Genomic DNA, 26188 nt, shown 5'->3' with positions numbered 1-26188 from the left:
GCGCGTCGGCCGGCCGGCGGGCCGGCACGTCCGCGCGGTCTCCCGGTCCGCCGCACTCCGCGTGCGCGTCCTTCCGGGAGGCACGATGCTGGAGCCGTGATGGACGAGACGGAGTTCTGGGAACTGGTGGACACCACCAGGGAGGCCGCCGAGGGCGACCCGGAGGAGCAGGCGGACCTCCTCGTGGCACGGCTGGTCCGGCTGGACCCCGAATCGGTGATCGACTTCGCCCGGCACTTCGAGTCCCGCTACAACCGCGCCTACCGCTGGGACCTGTGGGGCGCCGCCTGGGTGCTGCTGGACGGGTGCAGCGACGACGCCTTCGACTTCTTCCGGTGCTGGCTGATCGGCCAGGGCCGGGAGGTCTTCGAGGGCGCCCTGCACGACCCGGACGCGCTGGCGGACCTGCTCGACGACGACTTCGACGAGGAGGTCGACGGCGACGGCGAGGAACTGGGCTACGCCGCCGACGAGGCGTACGAGCAGCTCACCGGGTCCGTCGCGCCCGATCTGGCGATCGCGCCCGCGCCCGCCGAGCCCGAGGGCACCCCGCTGGACCTGGAGGACGAGCGGCTGCTCGCGAGCCGGTACCCGCAGCTCTGGGACCGCTTCAGGGAATAGCAGGCGCCCCTCCCCCCGTCCCGTCCGCTCCCCGCGCCCCATCCCCTCCTCGCGCCCCGCGCCTCATCCCCTCCTCGCGCCCCGCGCCCCATCCCCTCCTCGCGCCCCGCGCCCCATCCCCTCCTCGCGCCCCGCGCCCCATCCCCTCCTCGCGCCCCGCGCCCCATCCCCTCCTCGCGCCCCGCGCCTCATCCCCTCCTCGCGCCCCGCGCCTCATCCCCTCCTCGCGCCCCGCGCCCCATCCCCTCCTCGCGTTCCTTCCCCTCCTCGCGTCCCTTCCGCGCCCGCCCCTTCCCCTTCCCCTGCCGCTCCGACGGACAGGCCCGGTGGGGGGCTTGCGGCCGGCGCATCCCCCCAGGTCCCCGGGCCGCCGGCCTCGTCCGCCGCGCCCTCTGGCGTGCGCCCGCCGCAAGTCCGGTCCCGCCCTCGCACTCCTTCGTGCGGGGGGGCGGGCGGGGTCGCGGGAGCCCGGGCGGGGACGCGGGGCCGGACTGCGGCGGGCCGGGGTGTCCCCGGCCCGCCCGCGGCGGCCGGCCGGCCCTCGGCGGCTCACCCGCGGCCCTGGAGCCGGGCGGCCTCCTGCCGGATCTGCGGCAGCCGGGCCGCCAGGGCGGCGCCGGGACAGCGGGTCATGTACTCGTCGTCGTGACCGGAGAGTGCGGGCAGGGTGACGGTGGTGCCGGACGCGTAGCGGCTGTGGCTGTTGCTGGAGGTCAGGCGGACCGAGCCGCGCGGGTCGATGTCCGCGAGGCCGAGTTTCCAGGCGGCGATCGCGGCGATGGCGTCGGTCATCGCCCGCGGCACGGGCACTCCGGCGGTGTAGGTGCCGATGGCCGCGATGCCGACGGTGCGGTGGTTGAAGCCCTGGGTGTGGGCGCCGGTGACCGGACGTGCGACGCCGCCCGCCCGGCCCTCGTAGACGGTGCCGCAGCGGTCGACCAGGAAGTTGTACCCGATGTCGTCCCAGTCGCGGGCTCCGGTCTGCCCGGCGTACACGGACCGGATGATGCGGGGGGTGTCGGCGCAGTCGTAGCCGTTCGGCGTGTCGGTGTGGTGGACGACGACGGCGACGACCTCGTCGTCGTAGCGCGGCGGCGGCTGGGACCGCCGTACGGTGTCGTCGAGCCAGTCGGATCGCGGCACGATGTCCGGTCGGGGCGCGGTGTGGCGGGGGACGGCGGGGCGGGCGGCCACCGGACGGGCGAGCCGGGCGGCCGCGATGCGGTCGACTCCGGTGGCGCACAGCAGCAGGGCCGCGAGGGCCGCGAGGGCGGGCAGACAGCCGAGCCAGAGGCGGGCTGCCCCGGATATCCGTGCGGGACGCCGACTTCGCGCCCCCGGCGCTCTTCGGAAGGCACGCATGGCTCAACGGTCCGGCGGATCCGCCCGCCCCGCGACACTCGTTACGCCGTTCGGGGGACATCGTGGGCCGTCCCGGACCGTCAGAGCAGCGACCGCCCCATCAGCACGTCGTCGACGTAGGCGCCCTCCAGGCGGAACTCCCCCGGCTGCACTCCCTCGACGACGAAGCCCTCCGACTCGTACAGCGCGCGGGCGGCGGCGTTGTGGCCCAGTACGCGCAGGGTGATCCGGCGGAAGCCGCCGTCGCGGGCCTGGTCGACGGCGGCCCGCACCAGGGCCCGGCCGACACCGCGGCCGCGGGCCTCGTCCGCGACGGCGAGGCCGCGGATCTGCCGCACGTGGGAGTTGGAGGCGAGGGAGGTGGGGAAGCCGAGACGCACGTAGCCGACGAGGCGGCCGCCGAGTTCGGCGACGAGGTGGGCGCCGGGACCGGCGCCCTCGCGGAAGAAGGGCTCCTGCGGGCGCGGGGCCGGCGTCACGGCGTGCTGGTACGACCAGACGGCGCGGTCCAGCCGGGCGAGCGGCTCCTCGTCGTCGGGGCGGGCGGTGCGTATGGACGTGTCGGGCATGGGAACACAGTACGGTCGGGCTCCGGTGCGTCCACCGGCGTCCCTCCCCGCCACTGACAGGATGGGATCATGCAGCAGTCGAGAATCGTGGTGTCGGGCGCTTCCGGACTCATCGGCTCCTCCCTGGCCGCGTCACTGACCGCGGAGGGGCACGAGGTGGTCCGCCTGGTGCGGCGTGCGCCCCGGGACGCGACCGAGGTCCGCTGGGATCCGGAGCGAGGGTCCGTCGACGCGGCGGGGCTGGAGAAGTGCGACGCCGTGGTCAACCTCGCCGGGGCGCCGATCGCCGACCGGCGCTGGAGCGAGGAGCACAAGCGGCGGATCCGGCGCAGCCGGGTGCTGGGCACCCGGACGCTGGCGACGGCCGTCGCCTCCCTCCGGCAGCCGCCGCGGGTCTTCCTGAACGGCAGTGCGATCGGCTTCTACGGGGAGACCGGTGACCGCCCGGTGGACGAGGCGTCACCGCCCGGCGAGGGCTTCCTGCCCGGGGTGTGCGTGGAGTGGGAGCAGGCCGCGGCTCCCGCGCGGGAGGCCGGCGTGCGCACGGTGTACGCGCGCACCGGTCTGGTGGTGTCCCGCCGCGGCGGCGCCTGGGGGCGGCTGTTCCCGCTGTTCCGGGCCGGTCTCGGAGGCAGGCTGGGTGACGGGCGCCAGTACTGGTCGTACATCGCGCTGCACGACGAGGTCGCCGCGCTGCGGCATCTCCTCGAACGGTCGGACCTGTCCGGCCCGTTCAACCTGACCGCCCCTCAGCCGCTGACGAACGGTGAGATCACGGCGGCGATGGGCCGGGTGCTGCACCGGCCGACGCTCGCCGCGGTGCCGGCGCCGGTGCTGCGAGCGGTGCTCGGAGAGATGGCGAGCGAGGTGCTGGGCAGCGCACGGGTGGTACCGAAGAGGCTGCTGGAGTCCGGTTTCCGCTTCGCCTTCCCGGGGATCGAGGACGCGATCCGGGCCGCCTGACGGCCGGGCGCGAGCACATGCGACCGCCGTGCGACCGTGCCCTGTCCGTGCGCGACTGCACCCGGCCGATCACGGCCCTAACCTCAAGCCGAACTCGGGTATCCGGCAAGCCTGTTGGGGGCATGACGTCTCCACCGGCCGCACAACCTCGAGGAGGGGCACGTGCTTGAGCCCGCGTACCAGGCAGACGTCGTCGTGGTGGGGGCCGGCATCGCCGGCCTCTCGGCGGCGCTTCGGCTGACCAGCGCAGGAGTGACGACCGCGGTACTGGAGGCCGCCCCGTGCGCGGGCGGCCGGATGGCCACCGAGAAGGTCGACGGCTTCCGGCTGGACCGCATCGGGCAGTTGCTGTCCACGGCGTATCCGGAACTGCGCCGCACACCGGGGTTGGACGCGCTGGCGCTGCGTCCTTTCGCACCCGGGGTCCTGCTGCACGGCGACGGGCGCCTGCACCGGGCGGGCATCCCGGCGGGCGCCGGCGGCGTACGGAGCACAAGGGGCGCACTCCACGTCGTGCGCGCCCTGGCGAGCGCCCCCCGTTCGGCGTCGCCCGCCAGGGTGCCGCGGGGCGTACTGCCGAGGCCGCGCACCGGCGGCGCCCCGCCCCGCGCCCGCACCGGCGCCCCGCTGGGCACCGCGGTGGACCAGGCCCGCCTCCAGCAGGCGCTCGCCAGGCTGGCGAACGTCCCGGTCGCGCGGCTGCTGTCCCGCCCCGAGGCTCCGGCCGGCCGGGCGCTGGCCGTCCGCGGGCTGCCCGCCCGGACCGTCGACGGGTTCCTGCGCCCGCTGCTCGCCGCCCTGCTGTGCGATCCGGAGCTGACCACGTCCAGCCGGTGCGCGGACCTCGCCCTGCGTGCCTTCGCCGCGGGCCGGTTGTGCCTGCCGGAGGGCGGCGCGGAGGCGGTGCCGGAGCTGCTCGCGCGGGCCCTGCCGCCGGGCAGCCTGCACACCGGCGTACGCGCCACCTCGGTGGCGACGACCTCCGTCACCACCGCCGAGCACGGTGTGTTCCGCTGCCGCGCGGTGCTGGTGGCCACGGACGCGCGCAGCGCCGCCGAACTGCTCCCGGGCCTGCGCGTGCCCGGCTTCCACCCGGTGACGGTGGTGCACCACACCACCGACGAGCCGCCCGCGACCGGTGCCGCGCTGCTCCTGGACGCCGACCGCGGCGGCCCGGTCGCGCACACGGCCCTGGTCAGCGCGGTGGACCCGAGCCGCGCGCCCGCGGGCCGCGCCCTGATCTCGTCCACGGTCCTGGGCACCCCGCCCGAGGGCGTGGACACCGCCGTCCGGATGCACCTGGAGCGCCTCTACGGGACCTCCACCGCGCGCTGGGAGACCCTCGCCGTGCACCACACCGCCGAGGCGGTGCCCGCCATGTCGGCGCCGCACGACCTGCGGCGGCCGGTGCGGCTGCTGGCCGGCCTGTACGTGTGCGGCGACCACCGCGACACCAGCACCGTGCAGGGGGCGCTGCACTCCGGGCACCGGGCCGCCGCGGCCGTCCTGGCCGACCTGGGCGCGACGGGGGCGACGCGCACGGCGGACCGCGCGCCGACGCTGCCGAGCGCTGCCTGACCGCGCCGAAGGCACGGCCGGGACGAGCGGGCCCGGAGTCGGAGGTCGTAGGCCTGCGGGGCTGCAGGGCTGCGGGCCTGCGCGGCTGCGGGCCTGCGGGGCTGGGCCCGGGCCGGACCTGGGGGCCGGGAGGCCGAGACCGGCGAGGCAGGACCGGGAAGCCCGGGTCGGAAAGCCGCGACCGGGGAGCCGGCGAGCGAAGAGCCGGCGAGCGGTTCCCCGGTCCGCACCCCGGCCCCGCCGGGAACGAACGGACGTGCGCCGCCGTGCGCCCAGTGGTGCAATGACCGGACGGGACGCGCCCGGGGACCGGCGCCGCCGGCGCACGGTCACGGCCCGGTGCCCAGGGATGGTGCCGTGGCACGGTCGGCCCGTCCACCTCGGACGGGACGCGCGCCGCCGGCCCGCGCGCCCCGTCCGAGGTGGACGAGCAGGAGTCGCCGATGACCCGGAACCCGCGACCGGCACCGCCGCAGCCCCTGTCCGAAGCGGCCTTCCGGGACCTGTACCGCCGGCTGCGGGACCGGGCCGCGGACGGCGGCGGCCCTCGGCGCGGGGCGCTGGCCCGGCTGACGCCCGAAACGGTGGTGGCGGCCGCGGCCGAGGTCCGGTCCGGGCGCACCGTCTCGCTGGCCGCGCCGATAGAGACCCGGCCGGGGCCGGACGACCCGGAGCCCGCGTCCCACCGGATGACGGCACCGACGGCCCCGGAGACCGGCGGACGCGGTCTGGCGTTCGCCCGTGACCGGTTCGCCATGAACGTGCACGGCGACGCCGACAGCCACCTCGACGCGCTGTGCCACGTGATGTTCGACGGCACCCTGTACGGGGGCGTCCCGGCGAGCACCGTGACGCCGGACGGCGCGGGCGCGCTGACGCTGGACCTGGTCCGCGACGGCATCGTCGGCCGCGGGGTGCTCCTGGACATCCCGCGCCTGCGCGGGGTTCCGTGGCTCGAACCCGGCGACCAGGTGACCGCCGAGGACCTCGCCGCGGCCGAGTCCGCGCAGCGGACGACGGTCGGTGCCGGAGACCTGCTGTTCGTGCGGGTGGGGCATCGGCTGCGACGCAGGACGCTCGGGGCGTGGGACGCGGCACGGGCGAGGGCGGGACTGCACCCCGCGGCGATGCGTTTCCCGGCCGAGCGGCGGGTGGCCGCGCTGGGCTCGGACGGGAACAGCGACACCGCGCCCAGCGCGGTGCCCGAGGTCGCGTTTCCCGTGCACGCGCTGGCCGTCAACGCGATGGGACTGCACCTGCTGGACTATCTCGACTTCGAGGAACTGGTCACGGTCTGCGAGCAGCAGGACCGCTGGCGCTTCCTGTGCGTGGTCGCCCCGCTGCGGCTGCCGGCGGCGACCGGCTCTCCGGTGAATCCGATCGCCGTCCTCTGAACGCACCGCCACCGGACCGCACCTCCGCCCGAACCACGCCCACGCCCGGCCCACGCCCACGCCCGGCCCACGCCGTCGCCCGGCCCGCTCCGCGTGCCGCGTGGCCGGAGGACGCGTACGTTCGAAGGAGGCATGTCGGCAACGTCAGCGCACCGCACGAGCAAGGACAGTGGTCGCCGTGGACACCCTGCCCTCCTATGACGTCATCGTCATCGGTACCGGCGCCGGCGGCGGTACCCTCGCCCACCGCCTCGCCCCCTCCGGGAAACGGGTGCTGATCCTCGAACGCGGCGACTACCTGCCCCGGGAGCGCGACAACTGGGACTCCACCGCCGTGTTCGTCAGGGCCAAGTACCGCGCCCCCGAGTTCTGGCTCGACCGGGACGGCCGGGAGTTCCCGCCCGAGGTGAACTACTACGTCGGCGGCAACACCAAGTTCTTCGGCGCGGCACTGTTCCGGCTGCGGCCGGAGGACTTCGGCGAACTCCGCCACCACGACGGCGTCTCCCCCGCCTGGCCCATCGACTACCGGGACCTGGAGCCGTACTACACCCGGGCGGAGCATCTCTACCGGGTGCACGGCCGGCACGGCGAGGATCCCTGGGAAGGGCCGAGCAGCGCGCAGTACGCCTTTCCGCCGGTCGAACACGAACCGCGGATCCAGCAGTTGAGCGACGACCTGGAGAGGCGCGGCCTGCACCCCTTCCATCTGCCGATCGGCGTCGACCTCACCCAGGACGACCGCGGCCGGGCCACCCACAGCAGCGTCTGCATCCGCTGCGACCGGGTCGACGGCTTCCCCTGCCCGGTCCGCGCCAAGTCCGACGCCCAGGTGATCTGCGTGGATCCGGCGCTCCGGCACCCCAACGTGGAGATGATCACCGGCGCCCGGGTGACCCGGCTCGAGACCGACCCCGCCGGACGCAGCGTCAGCACGGTCGCGGCCCGGCTCCCCGGAGGGCAGGAGGCCCGCTTCGCGGCGGACATCGTGGTGGTGGCCTGCGGCGCCGTCAACTCCGCGGCGCTGCTGCTCGCCTCGGCGGACGACCGCCATCCGCACGGGCTGGCGAACAGTTCGGGCGTGGTGGGCCGCCACTACATGCGCCACAACAACCTCGCCCTGATGGCCGTCTCGAAGGAGCCCAACGACACCCGGTTCCAGAAGACGCTCGCCCTGCACGACTGGTACCTCGGCGCGGACGACTGGGAGTACCCGCTCGGCGGCATCCAGATGCTCGGCAAGTCGGACGCCGAGCAGATCCGCGCCCAGGCACCGCGCTGGGCGGGAACGGTGACACCGGACATGCCCTTCGAGGTCCTGGCCCGGCACGCCGTGGACTTCTGGCTCTGCGGGGAGGACCTGCCGCGCGCGGACAACCGGGTGACGCTGGAGGACGACGGCCGGATCCGGCTGACGCTCGACGAGCGGAACAACACCGCCGGCCTGCAGCGCCTGCGGCACAGGCTGCAGCACCTGCTCGGCCATCTCGGTATGCACGAGCACCATCTGCTGTCCCGCAGCATCTACCTGCACAAGGGCATGCCGATCGGTGCGACCGCCCACCAGGCCGGCACCGTGCGCTTCGGCACGGACCCGGCGTCCTCGGCGCTCGACGTCCACTGCAAGGCCCACGACCTGGACAACCTCTACGTCGTCGACACGAGCTTCTTCCCGAGCATCGGCGCGGTCAACCCGTCCCTGACGGCCATGGCCAACGCCCTCCGTGTGGGGGACCACCTGCTGGAGCGGCTGGGCTGACCCCGCGTCCCGTCTCCCTTCCAGCCGGGTGAAGCGCCTCGGCCGGGCAGCGCAACACGCTCCGTGCCGGGATGCCGGCACCGCTCCGCGGTGTTTGTCTGGCGGCTGAACCCTCCGGGCCGCGGCCCGGCCGTCGGGCACGTAGTGGAGGACCAGGGCATCGTGAGTTCCACCGAGGGCGCACCGCGGGAGATCATCCCCGCACATCTGCTGCAGGGTCAGAAGGCACTGGTCACCGGCGCGAACTCGGGGATCGGCCGGGCGACGGCCGTGGCCCTGGGCCGGGCCGGGGCCGATGTCCTGGTGAACTACGTGACGGGACGCGAGGAAGCCGAGAAGGTGGTCGAGGAGATCACCGCCCTCGGGGTGCGGGCCGAGGCCCACCGGGCGGACGTGTCGGACGAGGAGCAGGTCGTCGCCATGACGGACCGGATGGTCCGGGAGTTCGGGACGATCGACATCCTGGTCGCCAACGCCGGACTGCAGCGCGACGCGGCGGTCACCGACATGACCCTCGCCCAGTGGCAGAAGGTCCTGGACGTCAACCTCACCGGGCAGTTCCTCTGCGCCCGCGAGGCGACGAAGGAGTTCCTGCGGCGCGGTGTCGTCCCCGAGGTGTCGCGCGCGGCCGGGAAGATCATCTGTATGAGTTCGGTGCACCAGATCATTCCGTGGTCCGGCCACGTCAACTACGCCTCCTCCAAGGGCGGCGTGCAGATGATGATGGCCACCCTCGCCCAGGAACTCGCACCGAAGAGGATCCGCGTGAACGCGATCGCCCCGGGAGCGGTGAGGACCCCGATCAACCGCTCCGCCTGGGAGACCCCCGAGGCGGAGCGGGACCTGCTGCGGCTGATCCCCTACGGCCGCGTCGGCGACCCGGAGGACGTCGCCTACGCGGCCGTGGGCCTCGCTTCCGACCTGATGGACTACGTCGTGGGATCCACCCTGTACGTGGACGGCGGCATGACGCTCTTCCCCGGCTTCTCCACCGGCGGCTGACCACCCCGGCCGGCGTCGGCCCCCGGAGGGACTCCCATGCACACGGTCCTCATGCTGGCGGACACCCCGCCGCAGACGCTCCCGGCCAGATCGATGATGGCCTTCACGCTCGCCGCCCACATCATCCTGGTCCCGATGGGCGTCGCGTTCCCGCTGATCACCCTCGTCATGCACGGGTACGGACTGCGGCGTGCCGACGCGACCGCCCTGCTGCTGGCACGGCGCTGGTCGGCCGTGATGGCCGTCCAGTTCGCGATCGGGGTCGTCACCGGCACCGTGCTGTCCCTGGAGTTCGGGCTGCTGTGGCCCGGCATGCTGGGCAGGTGGGGCGACGTCTTCGGCATCGGTTTCGGCGTCGAGGGCTGGGCTTTCTTCCTGGAGTCCGTCCTCATCGCCGTCTACCTCTACGGGTGGCGCAGGCTCCCGGCCCGGACCCACTTCCTGCTCGGTCTGCCCCTGCCCCTGGTGGCCCTGCTGGGTGCCTTCGGCATCCTGGCCGCCAACTCGTGGATGAACACCCCGCAGGGCTTCACCCTCGACTCCGCCGGCAACCCCGTCGACGTGAACGTCCGCAAGGCGGTCTTCACCCCCATCCTCGGCGCGGAGTACTGGCACTTCGTCGTGGCGATGCTCCTCACGGCGGGCTTCGTGGTGGCCGGCGTCTACGCGGTGGGCTGGCTGCGCGGCCGCCGGGACCACTACCACCGGCTCGGCTTCACCGTCCCGTTCACGCTCGCCGCGGTGTTCACGCCGGTGCAGTTCCTGCTCGGCGACTCCAGCGCCCGGCAGGTCTTCCACAAGCAGCCGGTGAAGTTCGCCGCGATGGAGATCGTCTGGCGGACCGACACCCACCAGCCCGAGTACATCTTCGGCCGGCTGCAACCGGACGGGTCCGTCTCCGGCGGCATCCGGATCCCGCAGCTCGACTCGATCCTGGCCGGTTTCCGCCCGGACACCCGGGTGACCGGGCTGACCTCGGTGCCCGCGAGCGACCGGCCGACGGTCCATCAGGCCACTCTCGTCCACTGGACCTTCGACATCATGGTGGGGATCGGCTCCCTGCTGCTGGCGCTCGCGCTCTGGTACGCGGCGGTGTGGGCGCTGCGCCGCAGGATGCCCGCCTCCCCCTGGTTCTTCCGGGGCGCGGCCGTGGCCGGCGTCGCCTCCGTCGTCGCCGTCGAGTGCGGCTGGATCACCACCGAAGTGGGTCGCCAGCCGTGGATCGTGTACCGGAACATGCGGGTCGCCGATGCGGTGACGGCGACCGGTTCCACCAGCCTGTGGATCATGTTCGGGGTGACGGTGGCGGTGTACGTCCTGGTCTTCGGGGCGTTCCTCGCGGTGCTGCTGAGGATGCGCGCCCGCTGGCGGGGCAGCGGCGGGGAGGGCGGGCGCCGGCCCCCCGGCGAGGTACCGGAGGCCCCCCTGGATCAGGTGCCGGAGGCGGGCGCCCCGTACGGGCCGCGCTCCACCGGGAGCCGACCGTGATCGCCGGTGCCGTCGCCGTGGTGCTGCTGCTGGCCGTCGCCGCGTACGCCTGCGGGGGCGGCACCGACTACGGGGCCGGCTTCTGGGACCTGACCGCGGGCGGAGCGGAGCGCGGGCAGCGCCCCCGCCAGTTGATCGACCACGCCATGGCCCCCGTCTGGGAGGTCAACAACGTCTGGCTGGTCTTCGTGCTGGTCGTGATGTGGACCGGATTCCCCGTCTTCTTCCAGCGGGTGTTCGTCACCATGTGGCTGCCGGTGGCGCTGGCCGCCGCGGGCATCGTGCTGCGCGGGGCGGGCTTCGCCCTGCGCAAGCCCGTCCGGCGGCTGACCGGCCGGCGCCTGTACGGAGCGGTGTTCGCGGTCTCGTCGCTGCTGACGCCGTTCTTCCTGGGCGTCGCGGCGGGCGGGGTCGCCTCGGGCCGGGCGACGTCCACGACGACGACGTCAACGGACGCCTGGGCCAACCCCACGTCCCTGCTGTTCGGCCTGTTCGCGGTGGCGGCCTCGGCCTCGCTCGGGGCCGTCTTCCTCGCCGCGGACGCCCGGCGCTTCGCGGCGCCCGACCTGGACGTGTACTTCCGGCGGCGGTCCCTGGGCGCGCTGGCCGTCCTCGCCGCCCTCGCCCTGATCACGCTGGCCGTCACCCACGGGGACGCACCGCACGTGTGGCGCGGTCTCACGCACGGAGCGGGGCTCGTCTTCGTCGTCGTGGCCGGGCTGGCCACCCTCGCCACCGGCTGGCTGCTGACGCGTCCTTCCGGGGCCTGGTCCCGGGTGGCGGTGGTCGCCGCGGTGGCCTCCGCCGTCGTCGCCTGGGGAACGGCGCAGCGCCCCTATCTCGTCCCCACCTCGCTGACGGTCGCCGACGCCGCGGGCGCGCACACCACGATGCGCTGGCTCGTCGTCGTCAGCCTCGTCGCGCTGGTCCTGGTCGTGCCCGCGGTCGCGCTGCTCTACTGGCTGGACACCCACGGGGAGCTGGAGTCCCTCTCCGACGCCGAGCTTCGGCCCACCGACGCGGGCGACGGAGGCTGACGGCGGACCGGCGGCCTCACCCCGGGTGCGGGCGGCGCCGTGCGGGAGGGGCAGGGCCGCCACCGGCCGCCGTGCAGCAGGCGCGTCCGCCGGAGACGTGCCCGGCTCACGGCCGCGGCCGGGTGGCGGCGCGGCCGGCCGCGCGGTTCCACAGGCTGCGCTGCAGACGCAGGGCGAGAACCCCGACGAGCACGAGCACGACCACGTTGAGCACGAGCTGGATCAGTGAGCCGCGTGCCTCGCGCCAGTCGCCGAAGGCCAGCGACACGGCGACGTCCGAGGCGGCGGGGATCGTGGTCACCGAGATGAACACCCCGAGCAGGGCGCTGCTGCGCGCCTCGGTCAGCGAGACGATGCCGACGACGCCGGCCAGGGCGGCGACCACGACGGAGAACACGTCGGGCGTGTCGATCAGGTGGGACACGGGCCGCAGCCCGAGTGTGAACGCCCGGGACTGCAGGCCGGCAGCCCGCGCCAGCAGGGAGAACAGCAGCGTGACCACGATGGCCAGCGCGAATCCGGCGGCCAGCGCACGCAGGCCCTCGCGGACCCTGCGGCGGTTCCGGCGGCTGAGGCCCAGGGCGATGCTGGTGATCGCGTGGTACTCGGGTCCGACCACCATGGCCGCGACGATGAGGATCTGCGAGTTCGTCATGATGCCGACCGAGCCGATGATCCCGGCGATCACGAGGAACAGGTAGAAGGACGCCAGATAGGTCCCCTCCGCCCGGATGTGGGCGTCGACCGAGGCCCACAGCGGGGCGTGGACGAGGACGCTCGGCTGCCCGGCCTCGATCCGCTCGGCCTGCTCGGAGAACATCAGGCCGACGTCGTCGACGGCGATCGAACCCGCCCGGTCGACGCCCAGCCTGCGGAGCTCGCCCAGGATTCCGTTCGCGACGCCCTTCGGCACATCGCAGTCGATCGCGTCACCGTCCGAAGGACGGGCCGCTCGCACCACCACGAGGTTGAGCACCCGGTCGTGCGAGGCCAGCAGGGAGACGGCCGAACGGGTGAGGGCGGGCGGCATGACCATGCGGAAGTGGACCAGATCCATCCGCCCTCCTCTGCCGGCGCCTGCGGGGCCGCCCCGCCCGCTCCGGCCAGGTGGGCGCCGGCCCCGCTCGGTTCGCTCCGTGGCCGCTCCCGACGAGGATGGACACGGGAGTGTCCGCCCCGCCACCGCACGCCGCGGCAGTCCCCCGGGCGGTACCGCGGGAGCGCACGGCGGGCGGCCGCGCGGGGAAGGGCGGTGCGGCCGGCGACCCGGCCTCCGCGGCGATGACACGGCGGCGTGGTCCGCCCCGCTGCCGCGGCGATGACCTGACGGCGTGGTCCGTCCCGGTGCCGCGCCGGTGACCGGGGGAGGCGGCGCGCCCCGGTCCCGGCGGCGACCCGCCGGGGCAGGCGTCAGTCCAGTGCGGTCGCCCTGTCCCGGTAGCCGCGCACCGGAGGCGCGTCCTTGTACGGCTCCAGCCGGCGTTCGAAGTCCCTGACGTACTCCACCGCCCGCACCGACCGCATCTGGGCGGCCTGCCCGGCCGCCTCGGCGGCCAGCAGGCAGGCCTGGTCGAGTTCGCCGAGGCCGAGGCGGGCGGTGGCGAGGACGACCTTGGAGAACAGCCTGCTGCGGGCGTACCCGACGGCGCGCAGTTGCAGGGAGCGCTCGGCGTGCTGCGCGGCCGCGCGGAACTGCTGGAGGTCGCGGTGGCAGTGGCCGAACTCGTCGGCCAGTTGCGCCTCGTCGAACCGGCGCGCCCACTGCGGGGGCTCGTCCCCGGACCGGGAGGCCTCCAGGGCTCGTTCGGCGCGCACCAGGGAGGCGGTGCAGGCCCGCACCTCGCCGAGCACGGCGTGGCCGCGGGCCTCGGCGGCGTGCAGCAGCGCCTGGGCGGCGGGCGGCGCCCCGGCGCCCACCCCCTGCTGGGCGACGCGCGCCAGTTGCACGGCCTCCCGGCCGTGGCCGAGGTAGACGGCCTGCCGGCCCATGGTGACCAGTACGTAGGAGCCGTAGGCGCGGTCGCCGGCGGCCTGGGCGAGCCGCAGCGCCTGCACGAAGTAGCGCTGGGCGAGCCCGTGCGCGCCGATGTCGTAGGAGGTCCAGCCCGCGAGCCGGGTCAGTTCGGCGGCCGCGGCGAACAGCCGGCGCCCGGTCTGCTCGCCGTAGACCCCGCGCAGCAGCGGCTCGCACTCGTGCTCCAGGTAGCGGACCAGCGCCTGGCGGGCGTGGCCGCCGCCGTAGGTGTCGTCGAGGGTGCGGAACAGTTCGGCGACCGACCGGAGCGCGGCGATGTCGCCTTCGCCGACCCGGTGCCCGGGCCCGCGGTCGACCTGGAGGCGCTGGCGGGGCATGGCGGGGCGGCCCTGGGCGGGCAGGCGGACGGGGGGCTCGCCGCGGGCGACCTTCTCGTCGGGCCGGCCGATCAGCCAGTCCCGGCTGGGCACGACCAGCCCGGCGGGGGTGAAGGCGATCTTGCGCAGTTCGGCGTGGCTGCCGGAGTCCTTGCGCCACAGGCCGCTGACGATGTCGACGGCCTCACCGGGCCCGGCAGCGAACTCCAGGCCCGCGTAGACCGGCGCGCAGGCGTCCAGGCCGAGGTCCTGGGCGGTGAGCCGGCGGCCGAGGCGGCGGGTGAACACCTCGGCGATCAGGGCCGGGGTGGTGCCGCGCGGCTGCTGCCCGCGCAGCCACCGGGTCACCGACGTCTTGTCGTATCTGAGGTCGAGCCCGTGTTCGAGGCCGAGCTGGTCCACGCGACGGGCGAGTCCCGCGTTGGAGAACCCCGCTTCTGCGATGAGCGCGGCGAGCTGGCGGTTGGGGGTGCGCTGCGCGGGTCGTTCCGTCATCTGCGGTGCGGTCTCCTGCCTTCCGGGCATCCGACGTGCCCGGATTGCCTGTGAGCAGCCCTTATGGCCGCCGCGAACGGCGCGAATGTAGCGGAGCGTAAGCATGCCGTCGCATTTCTCGACGCCCATTCATCCGATCGTGTGAGGATTGCCCACGAGGCTGACGCCCGTCAGGCAGTCGTACAGTGGCACGGGCACGTTTCGTGGCTGACGTCCCCGCCGGTCCCGGCGACCCCGAAGGTCCCGGCTGCCCCGGCGGCCCGGCGGCCCGACGACTTCGAGGGAGGCGCTTGCCGTGAGTGAGGTGCGGTTCGTCCGGCTGGGGTTCGGCGCGGACGCCGTGGAGTACCAGGAGGCGTGGGACGAGCAGCGCCGGGTGCACGCGGCCCGGTTCGCCGACGAGATCGAGGACACCGTGCTGCTGCTGGAGCACCCTCCGGTCTACACGGCCGGCCGGCGCACCGAGGACAGCGAGCGGCCCCTGGACGGCACCCCGGTGATCGACGTGGACCGCGGCGGCAAGATCACCTGGCACGGCCCGGGCCAGCTGGTCGGCTACCCGATCCAGAAGCTGCCCCGCCCGGTGGACGTGGTGGCCCATGTGCGCCGGCTGGAGGAGGCGCTCATCCGCACCTGCGCGGAGTTCGGCCTGGAGACCACCCGGGTCGAGGGCCGCAGCGGGGTGTGGGTGCTGGGCGACCCGGTCGAGCAGCGCCCCGCACTCGGCGGCCTCTCCCTGGACTTCGACCCCAGGCTCGACGACGAGGAGTTCGACCCCCGGCTCAACGGACCCGAGTACGCGCCATCCAACGCCGGCCAGCGGCGCGAGGACCGCAAGATCGCGGCCATCGGCATCCGGGTCGCCAAGGGCGTGACCATGCACGGTTTCGCGCTGAACGTGAACCCGGACAACAAGTGGTTCGACCGGATCATCCCGTGCGGCATCCGGGACGCGGGGGTCGCCTCGCTCTCCGCCGAACTCGGCCGGGACGTGACCATCGCCGAGGTGCTGCCGGTCGCCGAGCGGCATCTGCGGGACGTGCTGGAGCACGCGGAGCTGAAGCCGAGGGTGATCGAGCGGACGCCCGCGGCCTGACCCCGGAGCGGCGCGGGACGGGCGGCCGAGTGCGCCCGGCTCCCGCTCCGGGCCATCAAATCAACGGGCGTACCCTGGGGAACGCCGAAGAATCAATCGCTAGGGAGCCGGTCGTGTCCGCAGTCTCACCCGACGGACGCAAGATGCTGCGCCTGGAGGTCCGCAACAGCCAGACCCCCATCGAGCGCAAGCCCGAGTGGATCAAGACCCGGGCGAAAATGGGCCCCGAGTACTCGAAGATGCAGAGCCTGGTCAAGAGCGAGGGCCTGCACACGGTCTGCCAGGAAGCCGGCTGCCCCAACATCTACGAGTGCTGGGAGGACCGCGAGGCGACCTTCCTCATCGGCGGCGACCAGTGCACCCGGCGCTGCGACTTCTGCCAGATCGACACCGGCCGGCCCGAGGCGCTCGACCGCGACGAGCCGCGCCGCGTCGGCGAGTCCGTGGTCACCATGGACCTCAACTACGCCACCATCACCGGCGTCGCCCGCGACGACCTGGAGGACGGCGGCGCCTGGCTCTACGCCGAGACCGTCCGCCAGATCCACCGGCAGACCGCCGGGCGCGAGGACGGCCGCACCAAGGTCGAACTGCTCGCCCCCGACTTCAACGCCGTCCCCGAGCAGCTGGCCGAGGTCTTCTCGGCCCGCCCCGAGGTCTTCGCGCACAACGTCGAGACGGTCCCGCGGATCTTCAAGCGCATCCGCCCCGGCTTCCGCTACGAGCGCTCCCTGAAGGTGCTCACCGAGGCCCGCGACGTCGGCCTGGTCACCAAGTCCAACCTGATCCTCGGCATGGGCGAGACCCGCGAGGAGGTCGGCGAGGCCCTCCGGCAGCTCCACGACGCCGGCTGCGAGCTGATCACCATCACCCAGTACCTGCGCCCCTCCGTGCGCCACCACCCCGTGGAGCGCTGGGTCAAGCCCCAGGAGTTCGTGGAGCTGAAGGAGGAGGCCGAGCAGATCGGCTTCTCCGGCGTCATGTCCGGCCCGCTGGTCCGCTCCTCCTACCGCGCCGGACGCCTGTACCGGATGGCCGTGGAGAGGCGGGGCGCCTTCAGCGCCGGCCAGGCCGTGTGAATTCACGCACAAGAAATTACCGGCCAGTAACGGCCGATTCGGCGCGGCCCCGGCCGTCCTCGCAGATGAGGGCGTACGCCGGGGCCGCGCCGTGGTGCGCGACCCGCGCAACGGGGCTTCATGGGTGTTTGACCGGTCGGTCACGCCCTGGTAACACCAATCAGTGAGCCTGGAGTCACAGCACGTAAACCACGTATCGGAGCCGTACCGAGGGGGGACCTCCACCATGCAGGCCGCGCCCGTTCGCGCCACCGCGATCCCGTCCTTCACCGACGCCCTCCGCGCCGTCGAGTCAATCCTGATGAGCGGTGGCCAGCGCACGGCCCGCCGCAACGCCTGGACGTCCGTCATGGAGGACCGGCGCCGCGCGCGGGACCGGGTCGAGGCGCAGCGCGTCCTCGACGAGACGCTGTCCGTCCGTTCCTGAGCGCGTTCGCCCCCTCCCGGACCGCGCCCCGGACGGCCCTGGGGGCACTGCCGTCGTCGGCGGTTTCCCGGGCCACGTAGACTTCGTGCCATGGCGAGGAAGGAAACCGCAGCGGACGCTGCGAACCCCGGGCGACTGAAGCAGATCGTCCTGACGTACAAGATGACCCGCAAGGCCGACACGAAGATCGGTCTTGTACTCGCGGCTGTCGGCATCATCACGTTCGGTGTCCTCCTCGGGATCGGTTTCTTGATCGGTCACCCCATCTATCTCGGCATCCTGGGTGTGCTGCTCGCCTTCCTCGCGACGGCGATCGTGTTCGGCCGGCGGGCCGAGCGGGCCGCCTTCGGCCAGATGGAAGGCCAGCCGGGTGCCGCGGCGGCGGTGCTCGACAACATCGGCCGGGGCTGGACGACCACCCCGGCGGTGGCCATGAACCGCAGCCAGGACGTGGTGCACCGGGCGGTCGGGAAGGCCGGCATCGTGCTGGTCGCCGAGGGCAACCCGAACCGGGTGAAGAGCCTGCTGGCCGCCGAGAAGAAGAAGATGAACCGGGTCGTGGCGGACGTGCCGGTGCACGACGTCATCGTGGGCGACGGCGAGGGCCAGGTGCCGCTGAAGAAGCTGCGCACCACCATGCTGAAGTACCCGCGCGTGCTGACCGGCTCCCAGGTGACCGCCACCACCGACCGGCTGCGGGCACTGGGCGACCTGATGAGCAACATGCCGCTGCCGAAGGGACCGATGCCCAAGGGCATGAAGCTCCCCAAGGGCGGGCCCAACGGCCGCTGACCCGCTTTCCCGTACGACGGCGAAGGGCGCCCGGACTCCGGTCCGGGCGCCCTTCGCCGTCCGGGGCCCGGGCGCGTGCGTGACTGGTCCGGGGAGCGGCCCTCCCCCAGGACACAGCCGCTCGGGACCACGAACGCTCCGGACACGGCCGCTCGGAACACACCCGGTCGGGACACGGCCACTCCGGACACAGCCGCTCGGGACGAAGCTGGACACAGCCGCCCGGGACACGCAGCCCGCCCGAGTGGGCGCCCTGCCGGCTCGGAGCGGCGGGTCCGGACGGGTGGTCTAGATGCGGACCTCGACCGTGCGGGCCAGCCGGTCGTGCAGGCCGCGGCCGTCGCGGTCCCAGACCAGGGCCGGGACGGCGAGGCACAGCAGCACCGAGCGCAGCAGGGCGCGCAGCGGGTTCACCGCGCCGGTCTCCAGGGAGACCACCCGGATGCCGAAGATCCGCTTGCCGGGGGTGAAGCCCACGGTGCCGACGGTGAGCACGCTCAGCACGAAGAAGACCAGCAGCGCCCAGTTGCTGGTGGCGGGGCTGTCGCCCTGTGTGATCAGGCCGTATGCGATCAGGACGCTCAGGCCCCAGTCGACGGCGAGGGCGCCGATCCTGCGTCCGGGCCGGGCGATCGAGTTCGGCCCCTCCTGCGGAAGCCCGAGCTGCTCGCCCCGGTATCCGAGGTCGGCGCCGGCGTCCTCCATGGCCGCGCGGGGCCCGGAGAGCCACGATCCGACTGCTTGCCTGTTGTCCACCCGACCACGGTACTGCGCCCGTGTCCGCGTGCGGGACGGCGGGGTGTGTCGGGGGTACGGTGGAACCGCGGCCGGTTAACTTCGGCGAAACAATCGGGTCACGCCCGAGAAATCACCCGTCCCTACTGTCGACGACAGCGTGTGCCACCGCACTGGCCGCACGAACGATCTACCACCCCGGCGGGACGGTCGGGAGTAGGAGGAGCTGGATGTTCCAGAACGCCGACGAGGCCAAGAAGTTCATCGCGGACGAGGACGTCAAGTTCGTCGACGTCCGCTTCTGCGACCTGCCGGGCGTCATGCAGCACTTCACGGTGCCCGCCGAGGCGTTCGACCCGGCCGAGGAGCTGGCCTTCGACGGCTCCTCGATCCGCGGTTTCCAGGCCATTCACGAATCCGACATGGCCCTGCGCGCCGACCTTTCCACCGCCCGCGTGGACCCGTTCCGCCGCGACAAGACCCTCAACGTCAACTTCTTCATCCACGACCCGATCACGGGTGAGCAGTACTCCCGCGACCCGCGCAACGTGGCGAAGAAGGCCGAGGCGTACCTGGCCTCCACCGGCATCGCGGACACCGCGTACTTCGGTCCCGAGGCCGAGTTCTACGTCTTCGACTCGGTCCGCTTCGCGACCAGCGCGAACGAGTCCTTCTACCACATCGACTCCGAGGCCGGCGCCTGGAACACCGGCGCCCTCGAGGACAACCGCGGCTACAAGGTCCGCTACAAGGGCGGCTACTTCCCGGTCCCGCCGGTCGACCACTTCGCCGACCTGCGCGCCGAGATCTCGCTGGAGCTGGAGAAGGCCGGCCTGCAGGTCGAGCGCCAGCACCACGAGGTGGGCACCGCCGGCCAGGCCGAGATCAACTACAAGTTCAACACGCTGCTCGCCGCCGCGGACGACCTGCAGCTGTTCAAGTACATCGTGAAGAACGTCGCCTGGCGCAACGGCAAGACGGCGACCTTCATGCCGAAGCCGATCTTCGGCGACAACGGCTCGGGCATGCACGTGCACCAGTCGCTGTGGCAGGGCGGCTCCCCGCTGTTCTACGACGAGCAGGGCTACGCCGGCCTGTCGGACACCGCCCGCTACTACATCGGCGGCATCCTCCGGCACGCCCCGTCGCTGCTGGCCTTCACCAACCCGACGGTGAACTCCTACCACCGCCTGGTGCCGGGCTTCGAGGCCCCGATCAACCTGGTGTACTCGCAGCGCAACCGCTCGGCTGCCATGCGTATCCCGATCACCGGCTCCAACCCGAAGGCGAAGCGCGTCGAGTTCCGCGCGCCCGACTCCTCCGGCAACCCGTACCTGGCCTTCTCAGCGCTGCTGCTGGCGGGTCTGGACGGCATCAAGAACAAGATCGAGCCGGCCGAGCCGATCGACAAGGACCTGTACGAGCTGGCTCCCGAGGAGCACGCGAACGTCGCGCAGGTCCCGACCTCCCTCCCGGCGGTCCTGGACTCGCTGGAGCGCGACCACGAGTTCCTGCTCCAGGGCGACGTCTTCACGTCCGACCTGATCGAGACCTGGATCGACTTCAAGCGCGCCAACGAGATCGCCCCGCTGCAGCTGCGTCCGCACCCGCACGAGTTCGAGCTCTACTTCGACGTGTGATACGGCCCCGGGGTCAGAGCGGGTTTCCGCTCCCCTGGGCCGTCTGTGGGCCGTCGGCCGTGTCCTTCCTCGCCGGAGGGACACGGCCGACGGCCTGTTTCGGGGTCCTGCAGAACGAGCGGCGGTCGCGAGCCCCCAAGAGCCCGCCCGACGCGCACCCCCGCGTCGCTTGCTGGGCCGGCTGCGGTACCCCGCGTACCGCTGAGCCCGGCGGGCTCGGGACCTTTTGCGGACCCGAGGGCCTTTCGGGGCGGTCTCCGGCGGCGCCGTGGGTGCACACTTGCAGTGGGACGGATGTCTGACTGGCGGGGTGATGCAGATGCGGAGCCGCTTCCGGAGCGATCGCCGGCTGACCGTGCGGATGACGGTCACCATGTTCCTGCTCGGGCTGCTGTACGTGGCGTTCGTCGCGGCTCTCGTGATGCTCCTCAGGTCCTGGGTGATGGTCGTCGTGATCGCCGCGGGAGTCCTGGCCGCGCAGTACTGGTTCTCCGACCGGATCGCGATGTTCGCCATGCGCGGGCGGGTCGTGGAGCGGGAGGAGTATCCCGAGCTGCACGCGGTGGTGGACCGGCTGTGCGCCCTCGCGGACATGCCCAAACCGGTGGTCGCGGTGTCCGCGATGGACATGCCGAACGCGTTCGCGACCGGCCGGAACCCCGACCACGCCGTGGTCTGCGTGACCACGGGACTGCTGCGCCGGCTGGAGCCCGGCGAGCTGGAGGGGGTGCTCGCGCACGAGTTGTCGCACGTGGCCCACAAGGACGTCGCGGTGATCACCATCGCCTCCTTCCTGGGCGTGCTGGCGGGGCTGGTCGTACGGTTCGCCTTCTACTCGAGCCTGTTCGGCGGGGGCCGCCGGGACCAGAACACCGCGGCCGTGTTCGCGGCCGTGATAGGCGTGTCGGTGGCCGTGTACGCGATCAGCTTCCTGCTGATCCGGGCGCTGTCCCGGTACCGGGAGCTGGCCGCGGACCGGGCGGCGGCGCTGCTGACCGGTCGGCCCTCGGCGCTGGCCTCGGCCCTGACCAAGGTCACCGGCGACATCGCCAGGATCCCGACGAAGGACCTGCGCACCGCGCAGGCCTTCAACGCCTTCTACTTCAGCCCGGCGGCGGGCCGGGAGCCCGGAATCGAGCGGATCTTCTCCACCCACCCGACGCTGGAGCAGCGGCTGGAGCAGCTCAGCCGCATCTCCGCCGAGCTGGGCGAGGCCGCGGCCCCCGGGAAGGCCGACTGACCATGGGTCTGCTGGACATCCTGCTGGGCCGGACCAGGCCGACGGCGCCCGATCTGGACCGCCTGTTCGCGCTGCCCTCGGCCGCGATCACCCTCCAGGCCGCGGCCGGATTCACGCCGACCGGGCGGGGTGCGGTCTGCTTCGCCACTGTCGAGGGGGCCGCTTTCGAACAGACCCACCGGGAGGTGCGGGCGCTCCTCGACGCGGACGCCGACCGCACCGGCCCGCCGGTGGAGCTGACGCAGGACGGCTACGGCTACTCGTGGCTGGTCTCGCGCCGCTCCCCGGACGACCTGTCGACCCTCGTGAACGACCTGCACGCGGTGAACACCTCGATGGAGGTCAACGGTTTCGGGCCGCAGCTGCTGTGCTCGCTGGCCGGCTTCCGCGACGAGCGCGAGCGCCGGCTCGCCCTCGTCTACCTCTACAAGCGGGGCACGTTCTACCCCTTCGCCCCGCTGCCCGACCACAACGAACGGCGGGACAGCGCGCTGGAACTCCAGATCAGGTCGGCCCTCTCGGACGACCTGCGGATGGAGCAGGACCTGAGCCGCTGGTTCCCGGTATGGGGAGCGCCCGGTCTCTGAAGCGGTGCCGGGGCTTCGGTGCGCCGCGCACCGGACGTGGAGCGGGTGCGTGCCGCGGCGGACGTGTTCACGGCCCGGGGCTGATCCTGCGGGCGGGGCCCCTGCCTTGCGGAGGCACAGAGCCGCGTACCGGGGGCGCCGGCGCTCCCCCGGTACGGCTCCGCTGCGCCGGGCGCCCCGCGGAGAGGGCGCCCGGCGCCGGGGCTTCAGCGTGCGTACCGCATCAGCGCACGCACCATGTGGCAGGTGGTCTCCGACGGCGGGTGCACGCCGATCAGCCGGGCGGCGCTGCGTATCGTCTCGTCACGGGCCTGGTCGGGCTGGTGGACACCGGAGTCGAGAAGGGCGATGGCCAGGCGCATCGCCTTCAGGCGGCGGTTGTGGGTGACGTACCACTCGCGCGGGCGGCCGGGCGGCAGCGGCCTCTTGGCCACGGGCGCGTACGGCGTGTCGAGCGGTACCGGGCGCTTCGCGGTGGACTGTGTGGGCAACGGCTCGTTGGACGGCTTCGGCTTGAGTGCGGCAGCGGGCACGGGCATCCTCCTGTCGCGGTCAGGGTGCCCGCCCCGGGGTCGGCGACCCTGGGCGAACACCCTCGAACACTGCTTCTATTCTACTGCCCGGCACTGACAAAAGCCCCTGGCCACAGGGGCTTTCGGGGTGCTCGGGACGGAGGGGGAGAACGAGTCTCCGGCCACCGCGATCCGTGGCTGATCCGGGTCGGGCCGGGCGGGCCCGAGTCCCGCAGCGCCACCCCGTTGATCGGCGTGCACCCGCCCGCGGGCGGGGCGGCGCCGGGACCCGCTCGGCCGGCCTGTGACGCAGGTTACCCGGGGCGGGCCGGCGGCGGCTGAGCACGCTCGTTCGGCATCTCGTACATAGCGGCGTACGCTCCCCTACCTCTCAGGAGGCGCGCATGTCGCGAAAGCGAACACTCGGCCCCAGGAAGAAACTCGCGCTGCTGGTCGGCGCGGCGACCGTGGCGGGAGGCGGTGCCTTCGTCATGGCGAGCACCTCGAACGCCGCCCAGCCCGCGAAGACCGCGGCGGAGTCGACCGTCTGCCAGGGCCTGGCCACCGCCCTCGGCAACAACGAGAACTTCATCGACGGCCAACGGGCCAATCCCGACGCGCAGTCGGCGGCGCGCATCGCCAACCGCCAGGCGGTCGTGGAGGAGATCAAGCGCAAGCAGGCGGCGTCCGGGTGCGTGGTGGGGGAGTCGGCTCAGGACTCCCGCTCGGCGCAGAACGGGCAGGCCGGGCAGCAGGCCGGCGAGCAGGCCGCACAGCCCTCGGCCCCGGCGTCACAGGGCCGGGACCAGGGCGGCGCCGCGGCCTCGGGGCAGCAGGTGTGCCAGGGCTCCACCGTCACGCTCTCCGGCGAGGGCGGCGCTCCGGCGGCCTCCAGCGACCGGTTCCCGGCGGGGACGAAACTGAAGGTGACCAACCTGGACAACGACAAGTCGACGACGGTCGAGGTGACCTCGACCTCCGGCAGTTGCGTACTGCTCAACAACGCGGCCTTCGAACAGGTCCGTGAGCCCGGGAAGTTCCTGATCCGGCGCGCGCTGATCGAGAAGGTGGGGTGAGGCCCGGCCGCTGAGGAACCCGCCGGGGCGGCGGCCCGGTGCGGGGGTGCGGCGTGCCGCGGCGCGTGGTGGGTGGGAGACACCGGGGACGGTCTCCGGCTCCACGCGCGGCGGCGGTTCGCCGGCCCGGGCCGCCGCCTCGGCGGGAGCGCGGGTCCTGCTGTTCCCGGCGAGGAGCAGCAGGACCGGCGCGTCCGGTGCCCGCGCGGCGACGTCGAGGGAGATGGCGGTCGGCCCCGGGGCGGAGCGCGGCCGGGTTCGCGAACGGGAAGCGCGAACGACGTCCCGCGGGCCGGAGGCACGACCTCACCGCGGGCGGCGCGCGCCGGCATCACCAGGTAACACGGGGTTCACGGTCGGGCAATGGGCGGGAAATCGCCCGTTGACAGGCTCCCGGGCATCCACCGCGGCGCCCCGGTGCCGCAGCGCCGCAGTGCCGCAGCGCCCGCGCATGCGCCGAAGTCCCACCCCGAAGGATGTGTCCCGTGACCTTCAAGGCTGAGTACATCTGGATCGACGGCACCGAGCCGACGGCCAAGCTGCGATCCAAGACGAAGATCATCGCGGGCTCCCCCGCCGGCCTGGACGCGCTGCCGATCTGGGGCTTCGACGGATCCTCCACCAACCAGGCCGAGGGCCACTCCTCGGACTGCGTACTCAAGCCGGTCTTCACCTGCCCGGACCCGATCCGCGGCGGCGGCGACGTCCTGGTGCTGTGCGAGGTCCTCAACACGGACATGACCCCGCACCCGACCAACACGCGGGCCGCGCTGGCCGAGGTCGCCGAGAGGTTCACCGCACAGGAGCCGATCTTCGGCATCGAGCAGGAGTACACCTTCTTCCGGGACGGCTACCCCCTCGGCTTCCCCAAGGGCGGTTTCCCGGCCCCGCAGGGCGGCTACTACTGCGGTGTCGGCTCCGACGAGATCTTCGGCCGCGACGTGGTCGAGGCGCACCTGGACAACTGCCTCACGGCGGGCCTCGGCCTGTCCGGCATCAACGCCGAGGTCATGCCAGGCCAGTGGGAGTTCCAGGTCGGCCCGCTGTCCCCGCTGGAGGTCTCCGACCAGATGTGGCTGGCCCGCTGGCTGCTGTACCGCACCGCCGAGGACTTCGGCGTCTCCGCCACCCTGGACCCCAAGCCGGTCAAGGGCGACTGGAACGGCGCCGGCGCACACACCAACTTCTCCACCAGGGCGATGCGCGAGTCCTACGACGCGATCATCACCGCCTGCGAGGCGCTCGGCGAGGGATCCAAGCCGCTGGACCACGTCAAGAACTACGGCGCGGGCATCGACGACCGCCTGACCGGTCTGCACGAGACCGCCCCGTGGGACAAGTTCTCCTACGGCGTCTCCGACCGGGGCGCCTCGGTCCGCATCCCCTGGCAGGTGGAGAAGGACGGCAAGGGCTACATCGAGGACCGCCGCCCGAACGCGAACATCGACCCGTACGTCGTGACCCGCCTCCTCGTCGACACCTGCTGCACCGCGCTGGAGAAGGCCGGCCAGGTCTGATCCGGCCACCGGCCCTTCGCGAAGGGGCGCCCACCGACTCGTCCTCGGTGGGCGCCCCTTCGGCGTGTACGGGCCGGCGTCCACCGGCCCCGGCGGGCCCGCCCGCCGCCGCGCGAGCACTTGCGCGCGGGTACCGGTCCGACAGCGCCGGCACTCCGTCGCATCGACAACACCCCTGCTCAGCATGCGAGTTGGGGTCCCCTGTGACGCCCGTGACGCGTGCCGGGTTCCGAGTCGCTTGAACACCTCCGGGGCGGATTCCGTATCTGAGGAAGCCGCTTCACTCCTGTCGGGCGCCTACGCCGCCCCGCAAGCCCGCAAGGAAGTCAGAGGAGTTCCATGGGACGCAATACACGCAAACGCCGTTCGTCGATGGCCGCCAAGGCCGTGGCCGCATCGGCAGCCCTAGCGCTCGGTGGGGGCGGGCTGATCTGGGCGAACTTCCACGCGTCGGCACACGAGTCGCACCACTCGGGCAACAACTGGACCAAGTCGGCCGCCGGGCAGGTGGCCACGATCTCCTGCCCGGACGTCGGGCAGCATCTCACCGACGTACCGAACCGGGCCAAAACCGAGGTGAACGGCGAACTGGCCACCCTGGACCGCCAGATCTCCACGTTCTACCAGCGTCTGAGGACCACCCGGGACGCACAGGCCCGGGACGCCTCGTTCGTGCGCAACGCCATCCTCGGCCCGCTGAAGGACCGGCGCAAGGCGATCATCGATCGCATCCAGCTCGAGATCAACCGGGCCGGCGGCGACGCCCCCCGGAGCCTGGACAACCTGGCCGGCTGCGCCGGCGCCATGGCCGACCAGGGCAACCAGAACGGCGGCGGCCAGGACGGCGGCAACCAGAACGGTGGGGGC

The 26188-nt window shown here is 73.2% G+C and carries 23 protein-coding genes and 1 pseudogene; 18 read left to right on the top strand and 6 right to left on the bottom strand.

Going from position 1 to position 26188, the window contains the following annotated elements; all coding sequences use genetic code 11:
• Nucleotides 1-99 precede the first annotated feature (99 nt).
• Entirely contained in the window at nt 100-621 is a 522-nt protein-coding gene (locus ACL02U_RS14800; protein ID WP_412791332.1) for a DUF4240 domain-containing protein, read from the top strand.
• A 549-nt stretch (nt 622-1170) separates the two neighbouring features.
• On the opposite strand, the gene ACL02U_RS14795 is transcribed toward ACL02U_RS14800, so the two are convergent.
• Together ACL02U_RS14795 and ACL02U_RS14790 are read right to left on the bottom strand one after the other, a co-directional pair.
• Nucleotides 1171-1983, bottom strand: a complete 813-nt coding sequence (locus ACL02U_RS14795; RefSeq protein WP_412791266.1) for a peptidoglycan recognition protein — start codon at nt 1981-1983, stop codon at nt 1171-1173.
• Nucleotides 1984-2063: 80 nt separating this feature from the next.
• The gene (locus ACL02U_RS14790; RefSeq protein WP_412791265.1) at nt 2064-2552 is read right to left on the bottom strand and encodes an N-acetyltransferase family protein; all 489 of its coding nucleotides are present in this window, start codon (nt 2550-2552) and stop codon (nt 2064-2066) included.
• Between the two features lie 69 nt (nt 2553-2621).
• Between ACL02U_RS14790 and ACL02U_RS14785 the strand changes: the two genes are divergently transcribed.
• The 7 genes from ACL02U_RS14785 (at nt 2622) to ACL02U_RS14755 (ending at nt 11773) form a co-directional block, all read left to right on the top strand.
• Nucleotides 2622-3515, top strand: a complete 894-nt coding sequence (locus tag ACL02U_RS14785) for a TIGR01777 family oxidoreductase (protein WP_412791264.1) — start codon at nt 2622-2624, stop codon at nt 3513-3515.
• A gap of 162 nt (nt 3516-3677) precedes the next feature.
• A complete protein-coding gene (locus tag ACL02U_RS14780) occupies nt 3678-5093 on the top strand; it encodes an NAD(P)/FAD-dependent oxidoreductase (RefSeq protein ID WP_412791263.1) in 1416 nt (471 codons plus the stop codon).
• A 443-nt stretch (nt 5094-5536) separates the two neighbouring features.
• The gene (locus tag ACL02U_RS14775) at nt 5537-6487 is read left to right on the top strand and encodes a cyclase family protein (protein ID WP_412791262.1); all 951 of its coding nucleotides are present in this window, start codon (nt 5537-5539) and stop codon (nt 6485-6487) included.
• A gap of 169 nt (nt 6488-6656) precedes the next feature.
• A complete protein-coding gene (locus ACL02U_RS14770; RefSeq protein WP_412791261.1) occupies nt 6657-8246 on the top strand; it encodes a GMC oxidoreductase in 1590 nt (529 codons plus the stop codon).
• A gap of 162 nt (nt 8247-8408) precedes the next feature.
• Nucleotides 8409-9248, top strand: coding sequence for an SDR family oxidoreductase (locus ACL02U_RS14765; protein ID WP_412791260.1), 840 nt, complete (start codon nt 8409-8411; stop codon nt 9246-9248).
• Between the two features lie 36 nt (nt 9249-9284).
• Entirely contained in the window at nt 9285-10736 is a 1452-nt protein-coding gene (locus tag ACL02U_RS14760) for a cytochrome ubiquinol oxidase subunit I (RefSeq protein WP_412791259.1), read from the top strand.
• Nucleotides 10733-11773, top strand: coding sequence for a cytochrome d ubiquinol oxidase subunit II (locus ACL02U_RS14755; protein ID WP_412791258.1), 1041 nt, complete (start codon nt 10733-10735; stop codon nt 11771-11773). The genes ACL02U_RS14760 and ACL02U_RS14755 overlap by 4 nt, the downstream gene beginning before the upstream one ends.
• A gap of 106 nt (nt 11774-11879) precedes the next feature.
• Here the strand turns inward: ACL02U_RS14755 and ACL02U_RS14750 are convergent, their stop codons facing one another.
• Both ACL02U_RS14750 and ACL02U_RS14745 read right to left on the bottom strand, forming a co-directional pair.
• Complete coding sequence (locus ACL02U_RS14750; protein WP_412791257.1) at nt 11880-12830, bottom strand: DUF389 domain-containing protein; 951 nt, start codon at nt 12828-12830, stop codon at nt 11880-11882.
• A gap of 353 nt (nt 12831-13183) precedes the next feature.
• Complete coding sequence (locus ACL02U_RS14745) at nt 13184-14620, bottom strand: regulator (protein ID WP_412791256.1); 1437 nt, start codon at nt 14618-14620, stop codon at nt 13184-13186.
• A gap of 295 nt (nt 14621-14915) precedes the next feature.
• On the opposite strand from ACL02U_RS14745, the gene lipB reads away from it, so the two are divergent.
• From lipB to ACL02U_RS14725, 4 genes are all read left to right on the top strand, one after another.
• On the top strand, nt 14916-15716 hold the full coding sequence (gene lipB, locus ACL02U_RS14740) for a lipoyl(octanoyl) transferase LipB (protein ID WP_412791255.1): 801 nt from the start codon (nt 14916-14918) through the stop codon (nt 15714-15716).
• 113 nt (nt 15717-15829) lie between these two features.
• Nucleotides 15830-16795 (top strand): lipoyl synthase, encoded by a 966-nt coding sequence (gene lipA / locus ACL02U_RS14735; protein ID WP_412791254.1) that lies wholly within the window; start codon nt 15830-15832, stop codon nt 16793-16795.
• 226 nt (nt 16796-17021) lie between these two features.
• On the top strand, nt 17022-17222 hold the full coding sequence (locus tag ACL02U_RS14730; RefSeq protein WP_412791253.1) for a hypothetical protein: 201 nt from the start codon (nt 17022-17024) through the stop codon (nt 17220-17222).
• Between the two features lie 90 nt (nt 17223-17312).
• Entirely contained in the window at nt 17313-18014 is a 702-nt protein-coding gene (locus ACL02U_RS14725; protein WP_412791252.1) for a DUF4191 domain-containing protein, read from the top strand.
• Between the two features lie 288 nt (nt 18015-18302).
• Here ACL02U_RS14725 and ACL02U_RS14720 read toward each other — a convergent pair whose 3' ends face one another.
• A complete protein-coding gene (locus ACL02U_RS14720; protein WP_412791251.1) occupies nt 18303-18770 on the bottom strand; it encodes an RDD family protein in 468 nt (155 codons plus the stop codon).
• 209 nt (nt 18771-18979) lie between these two features.
• On the opposite strand from ACL02U_RS14720, the gene glnA reads away from it, so the two are divergent.
• The 3 genes from glnA to pspAB all read left to right on the top strand — a co-directional run bounded on the left by glnA (nt 18980) and on the right by pspAB (nt 22216).
• The gene (gene glnA / locus ACL02U_RS14715; RefSeq protein WP_412791250.1) at nt 18980-20389 is read left to right on the top strand and encodes a type I glutamate--ammonia ligase; all 1410 of its coding nucleotides are present in this window, start codon (nt 18980-18982) and stop codon (nt 20387-20389) included.
• Between the two features lie 319 nt (nt 20390-20708).
• On the top strand, nt 20709-21629 hold the full coding sequence (gene htpX / locus ACL02U_RS14710; protein ID WP_412791249.1) for a zinc metalloprotease HtpX: 921 nt from the start codon (nt 20709-20711) through the stop codon (nt 21627-21629).
• Nucleotides 21630-21631: 2 nt separating this feature from the next.
• The gene (gene pspAB, locus ACL02U_RS14705; RefSeq protein ID WP_412791248.1) at nt 21632-22216 is read left to right on the top strand and encodes a PspA-associated protein PspAB; all 585 of its coding nucleotides are present in this window, start codon (nt 21632-21634) and stop codon (nt 22214-22216) included.
• 206 nt (nt 22217-22422) lie between these two features.
• Here the strand turns inward: pspAB and ACL02U_RS14700 are convergent, their stop codons facing one another.
• Complete coding sequence (locus tag ACL02U_RS14700) at nt 22423-22749, bottom strand: hypothetical protein (protein WP_412791247.1); 327 nt, start codon at nt 22747-22749, stop codon at nt 22423-22425.
• 383 nt (nt 22750-23132) lie between these two features.
• Between ACL02U_RS14700 and ACL02U_RS14695 the strand changes: the two genes are divergently transcribed.
• The 3 genes and pseudogenes from ACL02U_RS14695 to ACL02U_RS14685 all read left to right on the top strand — a co-directional run.
• Nucleotides 23133-23804: a hypothetical protein gene (locus tag ACL02U_RS14695; RefSeq protein WP_412791246.1), complete on the top strand. Its 672-nt coding sequence runs from the start codon at nt 23133-23135 to the stop codon at nt 23802-23804.
• A 485-nt stretch (nt 23805-24289) separates the two neighbouring features.
• Entirely contained in the window at nt 24290-25321 is a 1032-nt protein-coding gene (gene glnII, locus ACL02U_RS14690) for a glutamine synthetase (protein ID WP_412791245.1), read from the top strand.
• A gap of 339 nt (nt 25322-25660) precedes the next feature.
• Nucleotides 25661-26188 (top strand): annotated as a pseudogene (locus ACL02U_RS14685) (hypothetical protein); the annotation flags it as partial.

Origin of the sequence: Streptomyces sp. MS06, from assembly GCF_047200655.1 — a bacterium.
Classification (GTDB): domain Bacteria; phylum Actinomycetota; class Actinomycetes; order Streptomycetales; family Streptomycetaceae; genus Streptomyces.
Note: the sequence above shows the minus strand (reverse complement) of the source record. Positions and strands in the feature narration are given on the sequence as shown.

Coding starts and splice junctions, on each gene's coding strand:
- ACL02U_RS14800 (WP_412791332.1), top strand. CDS start 100: ATGGACGAGACGGAGTTCTGGGAACTGGTGGACACCACCAGGGAGGCC.
- ACL02U_RS14795 (WP_412791266.1), bottom strand. CDS start 1,983: ATGCGTGCCTTCCGAAGAGCGCCGGGGGCGCGAAGTCGGCGTCCCGCA.
- ACL02U_RS14790 (WP_412791265.1), bottom strand. CDS start 2,552: ATGCCCGACACGTCCATACGCACCGCCCGCCCCGACGACGAGGAGCCG.
- ACL02U_RS14785 (WP_412791264.1), top strand. CDS start 2,622: ATGCAGCAGTCGAGAATCGTGGTGTCGGGCGCTTCCGGACTCATCGGC.
- ACL02U_RS14775 (WP_412791262.1), top strand. CDS start 5,537: ATGACCCGGAACCCGCGACCGGCACCGCCGCAGCCCCTGTCCGAAGCG.
- ACL02U_RS14760 (WP_412791259.1), top strand. CDS start 9,285: ATGCACACGGTCCTCATGCTGGCGGACACCCCGCCGCAGACGCTCCCG.
- ACL02U_RS14750 (WP_412791257.1), bottom strand. CDS start 12,830: ATGGATCTGGTCCACTTCCGCATGGTCATGCCGCCCGCCCTCACCCGT.
- ACL02U_RS14745 (WP_412791256.1), bottom strand. CDS start 14,620: ATGACGGAACGACCCGCGCAGCGCACCCCCAACCGCCAGCTCGCCGCG.
- ACL02U_RS14730 (WP_412791253.1), top strand. CDS start 17,022: ATGCAGGCCGCGCCCGTTCGCGCCACCGCGATCCCGTCCTTCACCGAC.
- ACL02U_RS14725 (WP_412791252.1), top strand. CDS start 17,313: ATGGCGAGGAAGGAAACCGCAGCGGACGCTGCGAACCCCGGGCGACTG.
- glnA (WP_412791250.1), top strand. CDS start 18,980: ATGTTCCAGAACGCCGACGAGGCCAAGAAGTTCATCGCGGACGAGGAC.
- htpX (WP_412791249.1), top strand. CDS start 20,709: ATGCGGAGCCGCTTCCGGAGCGATCGCCGGCTGACCGTGCGGATGACG.
- pspAB (WP_412791248.1), top strand. CDS start 21,632: ATGGGTCTGCTGGACATCCTGCTGGGCCGGACCAGGCCGACGGCGCCC.
- ACL02U_RS14695 (WP_412791246.1), top strand. CDS start 23,133: ATGTCGCGAAAGCGAACACTCGGCCCCAGGAAGAAACTCGCGCTGCTG.